This window comes from Achromobacter mucicolens, from assembly GCF_902859725.1.
Classification (GTDB): Bacteria; Pseudomonadota; Gammaproteobacteria; order Burkholderiales; family Burkholderiaceae_B; genus Achromobacter; species Achromobacter mucicolens.
Genome location: NZ_CADIJP010000003.1, coordinates 197933 through 212813 on the forward strand (window position 1 = coordinate 197933; position 14881 = coordinate 212813).

The 14881-nt window shown below is 66.0% G+C and carries 17 protein-coding genes; 8 read left to right on the top strand and 9 right to left on the bottom strand.

Features of this window, described 5'->3' with window-relative positions:
- Window positions 1–76 precede the first annotated feature (76 nt).
- A complete protein-coding gene (locus HV786_RS04555; RefSeq protein WP_128827218.1) occupies window positions 77–730 on the bottom strand; it encodes an NUDIX hydrolase in 654 nt (217 codons plus the stop codon).
- Window positions 731–983: 253 nt separating this feature from the next.
- Between HV786_RS04555 and HV786_RS04560 the strand changes: the two genes are divergently transcribed.
- Window positions 984–2090, top strand: a complete 1107-nt coding sequence (locus HV786_RS04560) for a porin (RefSeq protein ID WP_128827217.1) — start codon at window positions 984–986, stop codon at window positions 2088–2090.
- A 56-nt stretch (window positions 2091–2146) separates the two neighbouring features.
- Here the strand turns inward: HV786_RS04560 and HV786_RS04565 are convergent, their stop codons facing one another.
- On the bottom strand, window positions 2147–2815 hold the full coding sequence (locus HV786_RS04565) for an ankyrin repeat domain-containing protein (protein ID WP_175210147.1): 669 nt from the start codon (window positions 2813–2815) through the stop codon (window positions 2147–2149).
- A 187-nt stretch (window positions 2816–3002) separates the two neighbouring features.
- Here HV786_RS04565 and HV786_RS04570 point away from each other — a divergent pair, with 187 nt between their 5' ends.
- On the top strand, window positions 3003–4346 hold the full coding sequence (locus HV786_RS04570; protein ID WP_128827215.1) for a ParB/Srx family N-terminal domain-containing protein: 1344 nt from the start codon (window positions 3003–3005) through the stop codon (window positions 4344–4346).
- Window positions 4347–4397: 51 nt separating this feature from the next.
- Here HV786_RS04570 and HV786_RS04575 read toward each other — a convergent pair whose 3' ends face one another.
- Window positions 4398–4769, bottom strand: coding sequence for a hypothetical protein (locus HV786_RS04575; protein WP_128827214.1), 372 nt, complete (start codon window positions 4767–4769; stop codon window positions 4398–4400).
- Window positions 4770–4940: 171 nt separating this feature from the next.
- Here HV786_RS04575 and gvpU point away from each other — a divergent pair, with 171 nt between their 5' ends.
- Both gvpU and HV786_RS04585 read left to right on the top strand, forming a co-directional pair.
- On the top strand, window positions 4941–5390 hold the full coding sequence (gvpU, locus tag HV786_RS04580) for a gas vesicle accessory protein GvpU (protein ID WP_175210148.1): 450 nt from the start codon (window positions 4941–4943) through the stop codon (window positions 5388–5390).
- A gap of 5 nt (window positions 5391–5395) precedes the next feature.
- A complete protein-coding gene (locus HV786_RS04585; protein WP_128827213.1) occupies window positions 5396–6091 on the top strand; it encodes a pentapeptide repeat-containing protein in 696 nt (231 codons plus the stop codon).
- Between the two features lie 59 nt (window positions 6092–6150).
- On the opposite strand, the gene HV786_RS04590 is transcribed toward HV786_RS04585, so the two are convergent.
- Entirely contained in the window at window positions 6151–6870 is a 720-nt protein-coding gene (locus tag HV786_RS04590) for a DNA-3-methyladenine glycosylase I (RefSeq protein WP_128827212.1), read from the bottom strand.
- A complete protein-coding gene (locus HV786_RS04595; protein WP_128827211.1) occupies window positions 6867–7271 on the bottom strand; it encodes a lysozyme inhibitor LprI family protein in 405 nt (134 codons plus the stop codon). The genes HV786_RS04590 and HV786_RS04595 overlap by 4 nt, the downstream gene beginning before the upstream one ends.
- A gap of 131 nt (window positions 7272–7402) precedes the next feature.
- Between HV786_RS04595 and HV786_RS04600 the strand changes: the two genes are divergently transcribed.
- On the top strand, window positions 7403–8224 hold the full coding sequence (locus tag HV786_RS04600; protein WP_128827210.1) for a metallophosphoesterase: 822 nt from the start codon (window positions 7403–7405) through the stop codon (window positions 8222–8224).
- Here the strand turns inward: HV786_RS04600 and HV786_RS04605 are convergent.
- Together HV786_RS04605 and HV786_RS04610 are read right to left on the bottom strand one after the other, a co-directional pair.
- Complete coding sequence (locus HV786_RS04605) at window positions 8212–8688, bottom strand: PAAR domain-containing protein (RefSeq protein ID WP_143221166.1); 477 nt, start codon at window positions 8686–8688, stop codon at window positions 8212–8214. The genes HV786_RS04600 and HV786_RS04605 overlap by 13 nt on opposite strands.
- 212 nt (window positions 8689–8900) lie before the next feature.
- Window positions 8901–9950 carry an NADP(H)-dependent aldo-keto reductase gene (locus tag HV786_RS04610; protein ID WP_128827208.1) on the bottom strand — a complete coding sequence of 350 codons (1050 nt, stop codon included), beginning with the start codon at window positions 9948–9950 and terminating at the stop codon, window positions 8901–8903.
- Between the two features lie 126 nt (window positions 9951–10076).
- Between HV786_RS04610 and HV786_RS04615 the strand changes: the two genes are divergently transcribed.
- Complete coding sequence (locus tag HV786_RS04615; RefSeq protein WP_235512780.1) at window positions 10077–10895, top strand: bestrophin-like domain; 819 nt, start codon at window positions 10077–10079, stop codon at window positions 10893–10895.
- A 6-nt stretch (window positions 10896–10901) separates the two neighbouring features.
- Here the strand turns inward: HV786_RS04615 and HV786_RS04620 are convergent, their stop codons facing one another.
- Window positions 10902–11351 carry a GNAT family N-acetyltransferase gene (locus HV786_RS04620; RefSeq protein WP_128827207.1) on the bottom strand — a complete coding sequence of 150 codons (450 nt, stop codon included), beginning with the start codon at window positions 11349–11351 and terminating at the stop codon, window positions 10902–10904.
- A 6-nt stretch (window positions 11352–11357) separates the two neighbouring features.
- Window positions 11358–13994, bottom strand: a complete 2637-nt coding sequence (locus tag HV786_RS04625) for an excinuclease ABC subunit UvrA (RefSeq protein WP_175210150.1) — start codon at window positions 13992–13994, stop codon at window positions 11358–11360.
- Between the two features lie 36 nt (window positions 13995–14030).
- Here HV786_RS04625 and HV786_RS04630 point away from each other — a divergent pair, with 36 nt between their 5' ends.
- Window positions 14031–14147 carry an FAD-dependent monooxygenase gene (locus tag HV786_RS04630; RefSeq protein WP_175210152.1) on the top strand — a complete coding sequence of 39 codons (117 nt, stop codon included), beginning with the start codon at window positions 14031–14033 and terminating at the stop codon, window positions 14145–14147.
- 111 nt (window positions 14148–14258) lie between these two features.
- Window positions 14259–14720 carry an SRPBCC family protein gene (locus tag HV786_RS04635; RefSeq protein WP_128828465.1) on the top strand — a complete coding sequence of 154 codons (462 nt, stop codon included), beginning with the start codon at window positions 14259–14261 and terminating at the stop codon, window positions 14718–14720.
- The last annotated feature ends 161 nt before the right edge of the window (window positions 14721–14881 follow it).

Below are 14881 nucleotides of genomic sequence, written 5' to 3' on the forward strand. Positions count from 1 at the left end.
ACTAAGTGGCGCCAGTATAAGCCTACTTATTGTCGTTATGCAACTATCTTTGCATTTGAACGGGCGCACTCACGCATCATCCGACGCTGCGGTCGAAAAACGTGAAATCCTTCAGCCGGTACAGGCGCGCCGGCCGCTGCGCGCCGCCGACCTGTTCGTCGGTGGCCTCCAGCGCGCCCCACGCTTCCATCTTGCGGCGGAAATTGGACTTCTCGAGCCGGGTCTGCAGGATGGCTTCATAGGTGTGCTGCAGCTGAGTCAGCGTGAAGCGCTCGGGCAACAGGAAGAACGGCAGCGTGGAATAGGTGGACTTGCTGCGCAGGCGGTCCACGGCTGCGCGAACAATAGTGGCGTGGTCGAACGCCAGCGGCGGCAGCGCGTCCACGCTGACAAAGCGGAACTCGGCGCGCGTGGCGGCGGCCAGTTCAGCGGCGGGCACCAGGGCCACGTAGGCCACCGACAGCGACCATTGCCGGGGGTCGCGCTCCATGCCCGAAAACACCTGCAGCTGCTCAAGGTAGCGCGGTTCGAAACCGGTCTTTTCCCGCAACACGCGCCGGATGCTGTCTTCGGTGGACGCGTCCTCATCGGCGTGCACCACGCCGCCGGGCAGCGCCATCGCGCCCTGGAAGGGCTCGCGGTCGCGCTGGTGCAGTGCGACTTCCAGGCCGGATTCGCGCAGGGTGAGAAGGACGGCGTCGACGGTGACGAGCGGCTGGGGAAATTCCAAGACGAGGGTTCCAAGATTCGGGTTTTGGGCAAGATGCCACTATGACGGTTCCAGGTCAATCCGGCCTTGGTCCGCCTGCGCAGGTTTCGAGCGCGAGCACCACTAGAACAACTTCGAATTTTGGCAAAAATTGACGGCGGATAACGACAATTAACGCATTGTTCTACACTATGCCCCGAGGAACACCGCCGGGTTGATGCTTGGCGCCGTGTTCCTTTTGCTTTTCTTCAACTGCAACACAGGAGTTTTCCGGATGAAAAAGACGCTGCTCGCCGCGGCAATGCTGGCCTCTTTCGCAGGCGTTGCCCAGGCAGAACCGTCAGTCACTCTCTACGGTGTCATCGACACCGGCCTCGGCTACAACAAGATCAAGGGCGATGGCTACAGTGGTTCCAAAGTCGGCATGATCAACGGCATCCAGGCCGGCTCCCGCTGGGGCCTGCGCGGATCCGAAGATCTGGGCGACGGCCTGCGCGCCGTCTTCAAGCTGGAAAGCGGCTTTGACTCCGCCAACGGCAGCCGCGGCCAGTCGGGCCGCCTGTTCGGCCGCCAAGCCACCATCGGCCTGGCCAACGACGCCTGGGGTTCGCTCGAATTCGGCCGCCAGGCCACCGTCGGCTCCAACTACCTGGCCGACATCGATCCCTTCTACACCAGCTATACCCAGTCCAACCTGGGCCTGGGGTTCAGCGCGGCCAACACCATGCGCTGGGACAACATGGTCATGTACCGCACCCCGTCGGTGAACGGCTTTGAATTCGCCGTGGGCTACTCGTTCAGCGTGGACGACACCACGACGGACCAGACCGGCTTCAAGACCGCGGACAACACGCGCGGCATCACGACCGGCCTGCGCTACGTGCAAGGTCCGCTGAACGTGACGCTGACGTATGACCAGCTGAACGGTTCCAACCGCGGTTCCATCGACAACGGCGCCACGCCGCGCCAGTACGCCATCGGCGCGTCGTACGACCTGGAAGTCGTCAAGCTGGCCGCCGCTTACGGCCGCACCACCGACGGCTGGTTCGTCGGCCAGGACCTGCCGGCCGGCACGCCGTTCAGCGATGAATTCGGCATCAACCGCTTCGTGGACGGTTTCAAGGCCAATTCCTACATGCTGGGCGCAACGTTCCCCGTCAGCGCAGCCGGCAGCCTGTTCACTTCGTGGCAGCACGTGGCCCCGTCCAACGACAAGCTGACGGGCGGCGACGCCAACATGAACGTCTACAGCGTGGGCTACACCTACGACCTGTCCAAGCGCACCAACCTGTACGCCTACGGTTCGTACGGCACGGATTACGCGTTCATCGACGGCGTCAAGAGCACCGCCGCCGGCGTGGGCATCCGCCACCAGTTCTAAGCGTGTGCCGGGCCGGTCCGCTTGCGCGGCGCCGGCCCTCCCCGCCGCCCGGGCCGCTACCGCGCCCGGGCGCGCTCCAGCATCTGGACGATCTCTGTCTGCCCGCGCTGGCGGGCGTGCTGCAACGCTGTGCGGCCGTCCTTGTCCGGCAGATTCACGTCCGCGCCCCCCTCGATTAGCAGCCCCACGATGGCCTGATGACGCGGTCCGCCATCGCTCAGGATGATGGCTTCCAGCAGACCGGTCCAACCCAGCCGGTTGACATGGTTCGGGTCCACCCCGGCCTGAAGCAGACGCTTGACGACCTCGACATGGCCCCGCTCGCAAGCGGGTATCAGCGCCGTGCCGCCGTAGCGGTTGGTGCTTTTCAGGTCCGCGCCGTGCGTCAGCGTCAGCTCCAGGATCTCGCGATACCCCTGCGCGCCCGCCAGTAGATAGGCGCTGTCCTGCATGCCGTTCTTGGCGTTCACGTCCGCGCCGGCCTGGATCAGCGCCGCCGCGGCCGCTTCGTGGTTGCCCTGCGTGGCGCGCAGGAGTGGCGTATTGCCCTGCCCGTCCCGCGCCTCGAGCGGCGCGCCTTCCGCGAGCAATTGGCGCACCCGCGCCGTGTCGCCCTTGCCGGACGCCGCGAGCAGTTGCGCGCCCCGGTCGTCCGCCGCCGCACCGAAGCCGATTGCGCTGAGCGTCAGCGCGAAGCAGATGCGCCAGAAGTTGATGTAAGCCATTGCCGGCAGCCTCCCTGGTTTTTCCGGTATCGCGCCGCGGTCCCGCGCCGGGCGCGCTGCCATTATCTCCCTGCTGCGCGCCGCGCAAGCTATGCTCGGTCAAATTCATAGTGACGTGCAATGCGCAGGAAACACGCGTCCGGCATGATCGGCCTCCCTTACTGATCGCAGCCCCCAACGAACCGTCATGCCATCTCGTTCCCCTTCCGCGTTCTCGCCCGTATTCCGTCCGCAAACGCGCCTTGCCCGCGCCCTGGCCCTGGCGTTGCTGCCGCTGGCCCTGGCCGCCTGCAATGGCGGCGGCGACGATGACGATGACGCCGTCCAGCCGCCTGTCGCCGAAACCCCGGCGCCGCCGCAGACGCCCGCTCCGGAACCGCAACCTGAAACGCCCCCGCGCAATATGGCCTACCTGCAGACCAAGCCGGGCGACGTGATCCAGGTCCGCATCGAGGAACTGCACCCCACGCAGGCCGCGATCGGCTATGACCAGATCTATTACAAGCTGGGCCGCTGGCAGGGCGACTTCGACCGCGCCACCTGGGCGGCCGATCCAGTGCTGCAACTGGATTACCTGAACCGCACGGTCGGCAAGAAGTTCGACGATTACTGCGAAGACGTGGGCGGCGCCGAGCGCGCGCAGAAGTTCCAGAGCATCGCCGAGGCCCGCGCCGCCCGCCTGGACCAGCCCGACACGTTCGCCTGCCTGGACGCGCCGGGCACCCACACCGCCAACCTGAAGTCGGTGGTGGTGGGCTGGGACGGCAATCTGTACCTGACCGACGGCCACCACACGTTCTCGTCCCTGCGCGAGATCTTTGACGGCGGCCCCAAGCTTCCGGTGTGGGTGAAGGTCGACGCCAACTACAGCGATCTGACGACCGCGGCCGCCTTCTGGCAACGCCTGGTGGACGAGCGCCGCGCGTGGCTGCGCGACGGCCAGAATCAGCCCATCACCGTCGACCAGTTGCCCACGCGCCTGGGGCTGTCCCATGCGCAGGAACCCGGCGGCATGCAGGAAGACCGCTATCGCTCGCTGGTCTACTTCACCCGCGACATCGCCTACAGCAACGGCAATCTGCCCGAGTTTGCGGAATTCCTGTGGGGCGACTGGCTGCGCCGGCAGGCCGCGGCGGGCCAACTGCCCGGGTTGGATCAGTACAAGATGCAGGCGCCGGCCACGCCCGCCGAGATCCTGGCGGTCAGCACGCTGAACAAGGACATCCTGCCGACCGGCGCCAGCGACAGCTACGCCGCCGCCGTGCGCGATGCCTCGGTGAAGATGAGCGCGTTGAACGACACGGATATCGTGTTCGAGGACCGCGATGCCGCCAGCCTGGGCCGCATCGTGCTGGCGCCCAACGCGGCCAGCGGCTCGCCCACCAAGACCGCGCGCGACACCTTGGAAGAACTGCCGCGCAACGACGTCAAGACATCGGACGGCACGCCGCGCGGCGCGGGCAAGCTGTGGTTCGCGGTGAATTACCGCACCTGCGGCAAGCCGGCGGCGGGCACCTGCTGGGGCTGGTGATGTGAAAAAGGCCCGCGCAAGCGGGCCTTTTCGCATTGGGCCGTCAGGACCTCAGAGCACTTCCTTCGTATTCTCGGCCTTGGCTAGCTGCTGCATTGCCAGCGACACCTTCTGGGCGACTTCCAGGCGTTCGGCGGCCGACATGGCGTCGTACTCTTCCTTGGAAATGCCCAGGCTTGCCAAGGCCGCGTAGAACATCTTGTCCTCGATCGACATCGCGGCGTAGTCCATGAACTCCTGCTCGGCCTGCGACGGCGCGGATTGCGAGGCGCCGGAGACGCCACGGCCCATGGCCGAACGGTTGCGCTCGGTGGCGTCGGCGAACGCCGCGCGAAAGCCCTCGCCGGCAGTGGCGTTGGCGTTGCGGGCGGACGCCGGTTGGCCGGCGCCGGCATTGATACCCAGGAAATTCACGCTGCTCATGGAGGCTCCAAAGGGAATGGCGGTCAGGGTGCCAACATACTCCCGGCCCGCGCCGCTGGAAGGCCCGGTCAGGCACCCGATCGGCCCGCTGCTCGCGGGATTGCCGCGCGACCATTTTCAGCGTCCTTCGAGTATCTTGTGCCTCTTGCAAACCTTTCAGAGACCCCTCTCATGAGCATCGACACCTCCGCCGCCAGCCAGCCTGCTGCCGCCGTACCCACCGCGGACGCGTTCCTGCAGTTCCTGGTCAACCTGGTCAACAACGGCAGCCAGATCGAGAGCATTGGCGTGACCTTGCAGATGGGCGGCATGCTGGTGTCCGGCTCAATCGTTTCGGGCGCTGAATATTTCGACACCTTCGCCGCCACCTTCTCCGGTTCGCTGGCGTCGATGGACGATGACACGCGCCAGACCGTGCACGCCTCGCTGGCCGAGCTGGGCGACGTGTTCCGCCTGCCGCAGCCCGTCGACCCGCTGCCCAACTACATCCACCTGGCCGACGCGCTGTTCTTCACCGCTGACGGCACGCCCATTGCAGGACAGCCGACCCTGTGGCGCGGCCGCACCAGCGCCGTGGACGGATTCATCCTGGGCCGCATGCAGTCCGACGCGTCGGCCTGATCCGCATGACGCAAACCGTACCGCCACCGATCGAGGGCCAGGACATCGACCGCAAGGCGATGCAGGCCCTCATCGAGGCCGCCCCGGGCGTCCCGCTGTCATTTGTCGATTGCGACTTCCAGGAAGCGGACTTTTCGCGCCTGGATCTGCGCGGCTTTCAATTCAGCGGCTGCGCGATCGCCGGCGCCTCGTTCCAAGGTGCGGACCTGACCGACACGCAATGGCTGCGCTGCCGGGGCGGGTCGGCCAATTTCGCATCGGCCGACGCCAGCGAGGCCTCCTTCCAGAACTGCGACCTGAACAACGCCAACTGGCGCCGTGCGCGGCTGGCCAGCGCGCGCTTGCGGGCATGCAAGCTGACGGGTTCGGATTTCGATGGCATCGCGTGCCTGGGGTGGTCGCTCGAGGAATGCCTGCTGGTCGGCGCCCTGCTGCGCGGCGTGTCGTTTCGCAAGAGCAACCTGCTCCAGCTCGATTTCTCGGACGCGGATCTGTCGGGCAGCGATTTCCGCGAGACGGTCTTTCACGGCGGCAGCCTGCGCAACGCCACCCTGAAAAACGTTCACTTCGAAGGCGCGGACCTGCGCGAAGCCGATCTGGGCGGGCTGGACCTGACGGCCGCCGCGCGGCTGGCGGGCGCCACCATCTCCAAGACCCAGGCGGCGGCGCTGCTGGCTGAACTGCGCATCAGCGTGGTCTGACGCCTTTCCGGTGCACCGCGCGCTTGCGCGGGCGCAGGCCGGCGTTGCGGCGCTTCGATTCAGCCGGGACGCCGGAAGCGCGCCCGCGCCGCCTCGATCTGCGCGTGGCAGACGCAGCCGCTCATGTGCTCGTTCACCATCCCGACGGCCTGCATGAAGGCGTGGATGGTGGTTGGCCCGACAAACGTCCAGCCTCGCCGCTTCAATGCGCGCGAAAGTTCGATCGACGCCTTGGATGTGGGATTGTTGTCCCAGTAGTGCCGGTCCACGGCCGCCGGACGCGCCTGCGGCTGCGGCTCGTGCGACCATAGCCAGCCGGCGAGCGACCCGGTTTCATCGGCAAGTTCGCGCGCGCGCTGCGCGTTGTTGATGGCCGACACGATCTTGGCGCGGTTGCGCACGATGGCGGCATTGCCCATCAGGCGCTCCACGTCGCGCTCGGTATAACGAGCCACGCGTTCCATGTCGAAATCGTCGAACGCCTCGCGAAACGCCTCGCGCTTGCGCAGGATGGTGATCCACGCCATGCCGGCCTGAAAGCCTTCCAGGCAGATCTTTTCGACCAGCCGCCGGTCGTCCGCCACGGGCCGGCCCCATTCATGATCGTGATAGTCCGGCATGGACGGCTGCCAGAAGCAGCGCGGCACGCCGTGCTCGTCGACGATCAGGCCAGGGTCGGGACTGCCGGCGTCCGGGCTACCGGGGTCCGGGCTGGCGGGGTCCGGGCTGGCGGGGTCCGGCTTGAGCTGATCCCCGCCAGTCTGCCTGCCAGTGCTCATGGCTTGCGGGGCACCGGGCAGCTGGTGTCGCCTTCCTCGCACGCGAGATACGCGCGCAGTTCCTTGGTGCGGGCCTGCGTGAGCTTATCCAGGCACTGGCTCAGCACCATCGGATACGCGCTGCCGCCCGTAACGCCTGCTGACGAAAACGCGCATTCGGCATCGCGAAAGAACAGCCACGCCTTCTGCGCGGTCTGCAATTGCGTCAAGGCGGCCTTGCTGTCTTTCAGACGCTCGGTCACTTCCTTGTACGCGGCGTTCAAGTCGGCGTCGGACTTGCGATAGGCCTGGTCCGCGCAAAGGTTCATGTCGGTCTGGGTCGAGGCCTGGTCACACTTGAGCACTTGGGCCTGCGCCCCCGCTGCAAGCAGGAGCGCTGCGGCGGCAAACACGATACGCATGGGAGTTCCTCCTGTATCCGGTGGGTGGTGGGTTTGGGTGATTGCCGTTGGGTCGGCAAATGCTTGGGGGAAAGTGTCGCACGGATGCCGGCCCCGCGCAGCGCGCCCGCTCGTCGCCTAAGATAGGGCCCATGAAGATCCAATTGCTTTCCGATTTGCATCTTGAAACCGATCCCACCTTCGTGGCACAACCTTCGCCCGGGGCCGACCTGCTTATCCTGGCCGGCGACATCGGTTCGTATCGCCAGGGCTCACGGCTGGAGCGGGACGATTTCGGCCTGGGCGACTATTCGCCCCGCCAAGGCTGGCCCACGCCTGTTCTCTTCGTGCCGGGCAACCACGAATACGACAACGTGGATTTCGACGAGACGCATGAGCGCCTGCGCGACCTGTGCGAGACCCTGGGCATCCAATGGCTGGAACGGGAGACCACGGTGATCGGCGGCGTGCGGTTCGTGGGCACGACGCTGTGGACGGACTTCGACGCGCTTGCCGCGCCGGACGACGCGCTGGGGGAAGTCCTGAAAAAACGCGCCAAGGCTTTCCGGGCCGCGGACTTCTATCTGGAAAAGGCCGAAATGCGCCGCCACGGTGCACCCTTCATGGCCGAACAGATGCGCGAGCAAGGCCTGGCCTGCCAACAATGGCTGGACGCCGCGTTGCGCGTACCGTTTGACGGCACGACGGTAGCGATCACGCACTTTGCGCCCACCCTGGCCAGCGCCGATCCGCGCTACGGGGTCACGCCGGGGACAGCGGGATTCTGCAACGCGCTGGACGGGTTGCTGCCGCTGGCCGACGTGTGGATACACGGACATCTGCACTGTCCGCAGGACTACGTGAAGGACGGCTGCCGGGTGATTGCGAATCCGCTGGGGTATGCAAAGAAGGGGGAACAGGAGGGCTTCGCGCCGGGGAAGTTGTGGGAAGTACCGGCCGATCACCGCCCGTGATCGGCAATATTGCAGGGCTCACTTGGCGACGTGAAGCGGGCGAAAAAGCCATGTCGAATGGCGGTTCGTTGCACCTTCGCATCCGGACCCACGTACACATCCACTCGGCTGTACGGGCCGTTTACTTCCACATAATCCCCGCTTTCCGCTGGCAAGCTGACCGAGGTCCAGTAGTCGGAAGCGTGATGCCAATCGGTGTAATACATCGCCGACTCACCGGGGTGTAGCGTTCTTCTAGCGAGGTACACGTCGGTATCGTAGAAATAGCCTATCGGGGAACCTCCCGCAGCCGAATAGTGAATAACCACGACCGGTCGGCAGAAATACCAAAACAACGTCAGCGCGCAAAGCAATCCTGCCACCGTGGCGCAGCCAATCTGGATGTAGGAAGAAAATCCCTCCATCACCGTGCCGCCATGGGTTGTCTTGTCGCCAACACGAATGATCGGGCGCCCTGTCATCATGGCTCCTGGCAATTGCTGATGCACCGGAGTTTGAGCGCCGAAGAATGCGGCTTGAATCAGATAAACACGAAAATCGCCTGACGCATTGGCATCCCGTCATGCAAAGCAAAAAGCCCACCGCTTTCACAAGTGAGCTTTTGCACGTAGACCGTTACAGAGATCAATAGCGTCCGATCAGGGCACTGAGTTCTTCCTGCCCTGCACGCCTCGCCTCAGGGCGCCGGATTCGGATGCCGCGTGTGGATCTGGTTGATCGCGTCCAGCACGTCTGCCGGCAAGGTCACGTCGACGCTGTCGATGTTTTCCTTGAGCTGTTCCAGCGACGTCGCGCCGATCAGGTTGCTGGTGACGAAGGGGCGCTGGTTGACCCAGGCGAGCGCCAGGTGCGTCGGCGAGATGCCGTGTGCGCGGGCCAGTTCCACGTATTCGCGCGTGGCGGCTTCGGCCTGGGGGTTGCTGTAGCGGGTGAAGCGCGAGAAGACCGTCAGGCGGGCGCCGGCCGGCTTGGCGCCGTCCAGGTATTTGCCGCACAGCATGCCCATCGCCAGCGGCGAATACGCAAGCAGGCCCACGCCTTCGTGGTGCGTGAATTCCGACAGGCCGATCTCAAACACGCGGTTCAGCAGGCTGTAGGCGTTCTGGATCGAGGCGATGCGCGGCAGGCTCTGGGTTTCGGCGTGGCGCAGGAACTGGCTGACGCCCCACGGCGTTTCGTTGGACACGCCCACGTGACGCACCTTGCCTGCGCGCACGAAGTCCTGCAGCACGGACAGGGTTTCCTCGATCGGCACGGTGTGCTCGTCTTCGACCCACGGGTAGTTCAGCTGGCCGAACGTGGCCGTGGTGCGGTCGGGCCAGTGGAGCTGATACAGGTCCAGGTAGTCCGTCTGCAGCCGCTTCAGGCTGGCGTCCAGCGCCGCGGTCAGGTTTTTGCGGTCCAGGAAGGTCTTGCCGTCGCGGATGTGGCCGGGACGCTTGGGGTCGCGCACGGGGCCGGCAACCTTGCTGGCCAGCACGATGTCGTTGCGGCGGCCCGTCTTGGCCAACCACGTGCCGATGTAGGTTTCAGTCAGGCCCTGCGTTTCGGGCTTGGGCGGCACCGGGTACATTTCGGCCACGTCGACCAGGTTGACGCCGCGCTCCAGCGCGTAGTCCAGTTGCTGATGCGCGTCAGCTTCGGTGTTCTGCTCGCCCCAGGTCATGGTGCCCAGCCCGATCAGGCTGACGTCCAGGTCGGTACGGCCGAGTTTGCGGTATTTCAAGTTCTGCTCCGTGCGGGGTCTTCAAGTTGGGAAGCGACACCTTACTCCAAGATGTTGGCATTTCGCTGACGGGCGGGGCGTCAGGGCCACGCCCGATTGCCGCCGCCGCGCAATCGGCTTACGCTGATGCGCACGTCCAAACCGGGGGAAGACGGCATGCTGCGGGAAGTTGACGAAGTCATCATCTTTTTCGTCGTGCTCATCATTTTCCTGGCCGTCATCGAGCTTGCATACCGGCTCGGCCGCCGGCTGCGCAAGCCGGCCGACGAGGCAGCCAAGACGCACATCACCGCGCTTCAGACCGCGCTGCTCGGCCTCTTGGCCCTGCTGCTGGGGTTTACGTTCGCCATGTCGGTCACGCGTTTCGAGACGCGCAAGAACCTGGTGCTGGAAGAGGCCAACGCCATCGGCAACGCCTATTGGCGATCGCAGCTCATTCCCGCCGAACACCGGCCTGCCGTGGCGAAGATGCTGCATGAATACGCCTCAGCATCGCTGGACTACCACCTGGCCGATCAGGATTCGCCGCGCTTTGCCGCCGCCAACGCCACCGCGCGCCGCATCGAACGCCAGATCCGGGCGGCGGTCGCCGCCCGGGCAGAGAACCCGCCGACCATCTCCACCATCATGTTCATCCAGGCCATCAACGAGATGGCGCAGATCAACGAAAAGCGCCGTGTCGCGCTGGAAAACCACGTGCCGGAGCCGGTGTACTACCTGCTCTTCATTGTGGCCGCCGGATCGATGGCCTACATTGCCTACGGCACCGGCCTGCACGGACGGCGGCGGCCCGTGTCGACCGGCATGTTCGCCGCGCTGATCGCGCTGGTGCTGACCTTCATCCTGGACATCGACCAGCCGAGCGGCGGCTTGATCGAGGTGGGCCAGGAAAGCATGGAACGCATGCGGGACACGCTGGCCGATGAAATGCGTCAGCAGCCCTAGGCGCGTTCAGGGAAAGTATTCCAGCACCTCGTCGTTCCTGTCGTCGAACGTGCCCGTGGAACGCCAGCCCAGGTGCCGGTAAAAGCCATAGGAACGCACGGCGGGGTCGCTGGCGCATCCCAGGGTCAGCCGTTTAAAGCCAAGCGCCGTCAGATCGCGCACCACCAGGTTCAAGAGCGTCTTGCCCACGCCCTGCCCCTCGTAGTCGGGCAGCAACGCCAGGACCACGATTTCGCCGGCCTGCCTGTCGCCAAAACAGTAGCCCGCGATCTTGCCGTCAGACGTGGCCACGTAGCCGGGCAGCGAACCGTCGTCGATTGCCGCCGCCCAGGACGCAAGGGTGACGCCCGCCGCGGCCAGGTCTTCGGCTGAAAACGCGTTCTCGCGGGTTTTGCCGCGGATGTCGATGCAGGCCGCCACGTCCTCGGCGCGGGCGGGCCGGTAGATCAATTCCATGTTTCCTCAATCAAAGAAGGGGCGCAGAAACTGCGCCGTTACGCCGGCGTTGCCGCGGCTGACGGCCTGCGGCGTGCCGGCCGCCACGATGGCGCCGCCCGCTTCGCCGGCGCCGGGGCCGACGTCCAGCATCCAGTCGCTGCCCGCCACCACGCGCAGGTCGTGTTCCACCACGACCACGGTGTTGCCGGCGTCGACCAGGCCGTGCAATTGCGTCATCAGTTTGTCCACATCCGCCGCGTGCAGGCCCGTGGTGGGCTCGTCCAGGACGTACAGCGTGTTGCCGCGCTGGCTGCGTTGCAGCTCGGTCGCCAGCTTGATGCGCTGCGCCTCGCCGCCGGACAGTTCCGTGGCGGGCTGCCCCAGGCGCAGATAGCCCAGTCCGATGTCAGAGAGCAGCGTCAGGGGACGCGACACGACGGCCTCGTCCTTGAAGAACGCGCGCGCCTCGTCCACGGTCATGTCCAGCACCTGCGCGATGTTGCGGCCATTCCATTCGACTTCGAGCGTCTTGGCGTTGTAGCGGCTGCCGTGGCACGTGGGGCACGGCGCATACACGCTGGGCATGAACAGCAATTCGACGTGGACGAAGCCTTCGCCCTCGCAGGTCTCGCAGCGCCCTTGCGCGACGTTGAAGGAAAAGCGGCCGGCGCCGTAACGCCGCGACCGGGCGGCCTTGGTGCCGGCAAACAGCTTGCGCACGTGGTCAAAGAGGCCGGTATACGTGGCGAGGTTGGACCGCGGCGTGCGGCCGATGGGCTTCTGGTCCACATTGACCAGCCGCTTGATGGCTTGCGCGCCGGCATGGAGGCGGCCCGTCGTGCGCGGCAGATTGCCGGGCTGCGGCAGGTCGCTGTCGGATTCCTCGGCGGGCAGCTCCTGGCCCAGATGTTCGCCCACCAGTTCGACCAGCGCCTGGCTGACCAGGCTGGACTTGCCCGACCCGGACACGCCCGTCACCGCCGTGAACGCCCCCAGCGGAAAGCGCGCGTCCACGCCATGCAGGTTGTTGCGGTGGATGCCGCGCAGCTCAAGCCACCCGGTGGGCTCGCGCGGCGTGCGCCGGCTGGCGGGCCGGGCATCGAACAGATATTTGGCCGTGACTGATTCCTTGACCTTGCGCAGGCCGTCTGGCGGACCGCTGTACAGCACCTGCCCGCCATGCTGGCCCGCGCCGGGCCCCACGTCCACCAGCCAATCGGCGCGGCGCAGCGTGTCCAGGTCGTGCTCGACGACGAAGAGCGTGTTGCCGCCCGCCTTGAGCTGGTCCAGCGCACGGTGCAGCGCCTGGCCGTCCGCGGGGTGTAGGCCGGCCGAGGGCTCGTCCAGCACATACACCACGCCAAAGAGGTTGGAGCGGATCTGCGTGGCAAGCCGCAAGCGCTGCAATTCGCCGGGCGACAGCGTCGGCGTGGACCGGTCCATCGCCAGATAGCCCAGTCCCAGCGCCTGCAGCGTGCCGATGCGCTCGACCAGGTCGTGCGCGATGCGCTGCGCGGCAATGCGCTTCTCGGGCGATGCGTCCGGCGTGCGGCGCACGTCGCTGCTGCCTGCATGCGACAGCCCGCCCGACGCCACGCGCCGTGCGTTGGCGCGCACCCCGGCGGCCTTGCTGCGGGTCGTGCCGGCCTTGGCGGCCGCGTCGTCGAAGCGGCCTTCGGCGGCGGGCGTCAGGATCTCGGCGATGCGGGCCAGCGGCAGTTGCGACAGGCTGCCGATGTCCAGGCCCGCAAACGTCACGGACAACGCCTCGCGTTTGAGACGCCGGCCGCCGCATTCCGGGCAGGGCGCGCCGGTCATGAAGCGGGCCACGCGCTTTTTCATCATGGCGCTTTGCGTGGTGGCAAACGTGTGCATGACGTAACGACGCGCGCCGGTGTAGGTGCCCATGTAGCTGGGCTCGGCCTTGCGGCGCAGCGCGGCGCGCGTCTCGGCGGGCGTGAAGCCGGCGTAGACGGGCACGGTTGGCTGCTCGTCGGTGTACAGGATCCAGTCGCGATCCTTCTTGGGCAGGTCGCGCCACGGCTTGTCCACGTCGTAGCCCAGCGTCACCAGGATGTCGCGCAGGTTCTGGCCATGCCAGGCGGGCGGCCACGAGGCAATGGCCCGCTCGCGAATGGACAGCGACGGGTCCGGCACCATGGACGCCTCGGTCACGTCGTACACATAGCCCAGGCCGTGGCAATGCGGGCAGGCGCCCTGCGGCGTGTTCGGCGAAAAGTCCTCGGCGTACAGCATGGGCTGGCGCGCGGGATACATCCCGGCACGCGAGTACAGCATCCGCAGCATGCTCGACAGGGTCGTCACACTGCCCACCGTGGAGCGCACGTTGGGCGTGCCGCGCTGCTGCTGCAATGCCACCGCGGGCGGCAGGCCGTCGATGGCGTCGACGTCGGGCACGCCCACCTGATCGATCAGGCGGCGGGCGTACGGCGACAGCGATTCCAGGTAGCGGCGCTGCGCTTCGGCATACAAGGTGCCGAACGCGAGCGAGGATTTGCCCGACCCGGACACGCCGGCGAACACCACGAGCGCGTCGCGCGGGATGCTGACGTCGACGTTCTTCAGATTGTGTTCCCGCGCGCCTCGCACGCGGATGCAGGCATCGGGGCCCGGCTTCGAAGGTGTCTTGCGCTGGCTCATGGCCCAAATAGTAATAGACCGAAGATCGAGCTTGGCGTGATCGACCTGAAACTTGCTGGCAGCCGCCATCCCTTGAACACCGGCCTGCAGGACGCCTTCAATCTGGGCTGGAAGCTGGCGCTGGCCAGCCAGGGGCGTGGGTCGCGGGCCTGATGGGAAAGCACGTCGCGACCTAGGGAAATCCCCAGCAAAATGCTTGTCGATCCGGGTGTTGGCGGTTCGTCGTAGTCATGCACCCACCCTCACTTCAAGGCGGACTACACCATGACTACCGGAACCGTACGACACCTTCGCGTCCTGCGCACCACCCCCGAACGGGTCTATCGCGCCTTCATCGAGCCCGATGCGATGGCCAAGTGGCTTCCGCCCTATGGCTACACCTGCTCGGTCCAGGAACTGGACGCGCGCGTGGGCGGCCGCCACAGGATGGCTTTCCACAACTTTGCCACCGGCCATGAAGAGCCGTTCGGCGGTGAATATCTGGAGCTGGTTCCGGGCGAAAAGATCCGCTACACGGACCGCTTCAACGATCCCAACCTGCCGGGCGAGATGACCACCACCGTCACCCTGCGGCAAGTGTCGTGCGGCACGGAACTGGTCATCGTGCAGGAAGGCATACCCGTGGTCATTCCGACCGAGATGTGCTACCTGGGCTGGCAGGAGTCGCTGCTGCAACTGGCGCAGCTGGTCGAGTCCGATGCGCCCGACGGCCCCGTGCGCGACTGACGCCGCCGCAGCGGACGGCGTCGACGCCGATACGTTTGTTCATGTTTTGACACCATCAGGTCGCGCGTAACGGTGCGACTGCCTACAAAATGTGGCGCGCCCCCGGAGGGCGTTGCGCGGGGCCGTAACACATATAGCCCCGCGCGCATCCCACAAGAAGG

What these genes read in the sequence shown, in the direction of transcription:
- HV786_RS04560 (WP_128827217.1), top strand. Translation starts at nt 984, where the DNA reads ATGAAAAAGACGCTGCTCGCCGCGGCAATGCTGGCCTCTTTCGCAGGC.
- HV786_RS04565 (WP_175210147.1), bottom strand. Translation starts at nt 2,815, where the DNA reads ATGGCTTACATCAACTTCTGGCGCATCTGCTTCGCGCTGACGCTCAGC.
- HV786_RS04570 (WP_128827215.1), top strand. Translation starts at nt 3,003, where the DNA reads ATGCCATCTCGTTCCCCTTCCGCGTTCTCGCCCGTATTCCGTCCGCAA.
- HV786_RS04575 (WP_128827214.1), bottom strand. Translation starts at nt 4,769, where the DNA reads ATGAGCAGCGTGAATTTCCTGGGTATCAATGCCGGCGCCGGCCAACCG.
- gvpU (WP_175210148.1), top strand. Translation starts at nt 4,941, where the DNA reads ATGAGCATCGACACCTCCGCCGCCAGCCAGCCTGCTGCCGCCGTACCC.
- HV786_RS04585 (WP_128827213.1), top strand. Translation starts at nt 5,396, where the DNA reads ATGACGCAAACCGTACCGCCACCGATCGAGGGCCAGGACATCGACCGC.
- HV786_RS04590 (WP_128827212.1), bottom strand. Translation starts at nt 6,870, where the DNA reads ATGAGCACTGGCAGGCAGACTGGCGGGGATCAGCTCAAGCCGGACCCC.
- HV786_RS04595 (WP_128827211.1), bottom strand. Translation starts at nt 7,271, where the DNA reads ATGCGTATCGTGTTTGCCGCCGCAGCGCTCCTGCTTGCAGCGGGGGCG.
- HV786_RS04600 (WP_128827210.1), top strand. Translation starts at nt 7,403, where the DNA reads ATGAAGATCCAATTGCTTTCCGATTTGCATCTTGAAACCGATCCCACC.
- HV786_RS04605 (WP_143221166.1), bottom strand. Translation starts at nt 8,688, where the DNA reads ATGATGACAGGGCGCCCGATCATTCGTGTTGGCGACAAGACAACCCAT.
- HV786_RS04615 (WP_235512780.1), top strand. Translation starts at nt 10,077, where the DNA reads ATGCGCACGTCCAAACCGGGGGAAGACGGCATGCTGCGGGAAGTTGAC.
- HV786_RS04620 (WP_128827207.1), bottom strand. Translation starts at nt 11,351, where the DNA reads ATGGAATTGATCTACCGGCCCGCCCGCGCCGAGGACGTGGCGGCCTGC.
- HV786_RS04625 (WP_175210150.1), bottom strand. Translation starts at nt 13,994, where the DNA reads ATGAGCCAGCGCAAGACACCTTCGAAGCCGGGCCCCGATGCCTGCATC.
- HV786_RS04635 (WP_128828465.1), top strand. Translation starts at nt 14,259, where the DNA reads ATGACTACCGGAACCGTACGACACCTTCGCGTCCTGCGCACCACCCCC.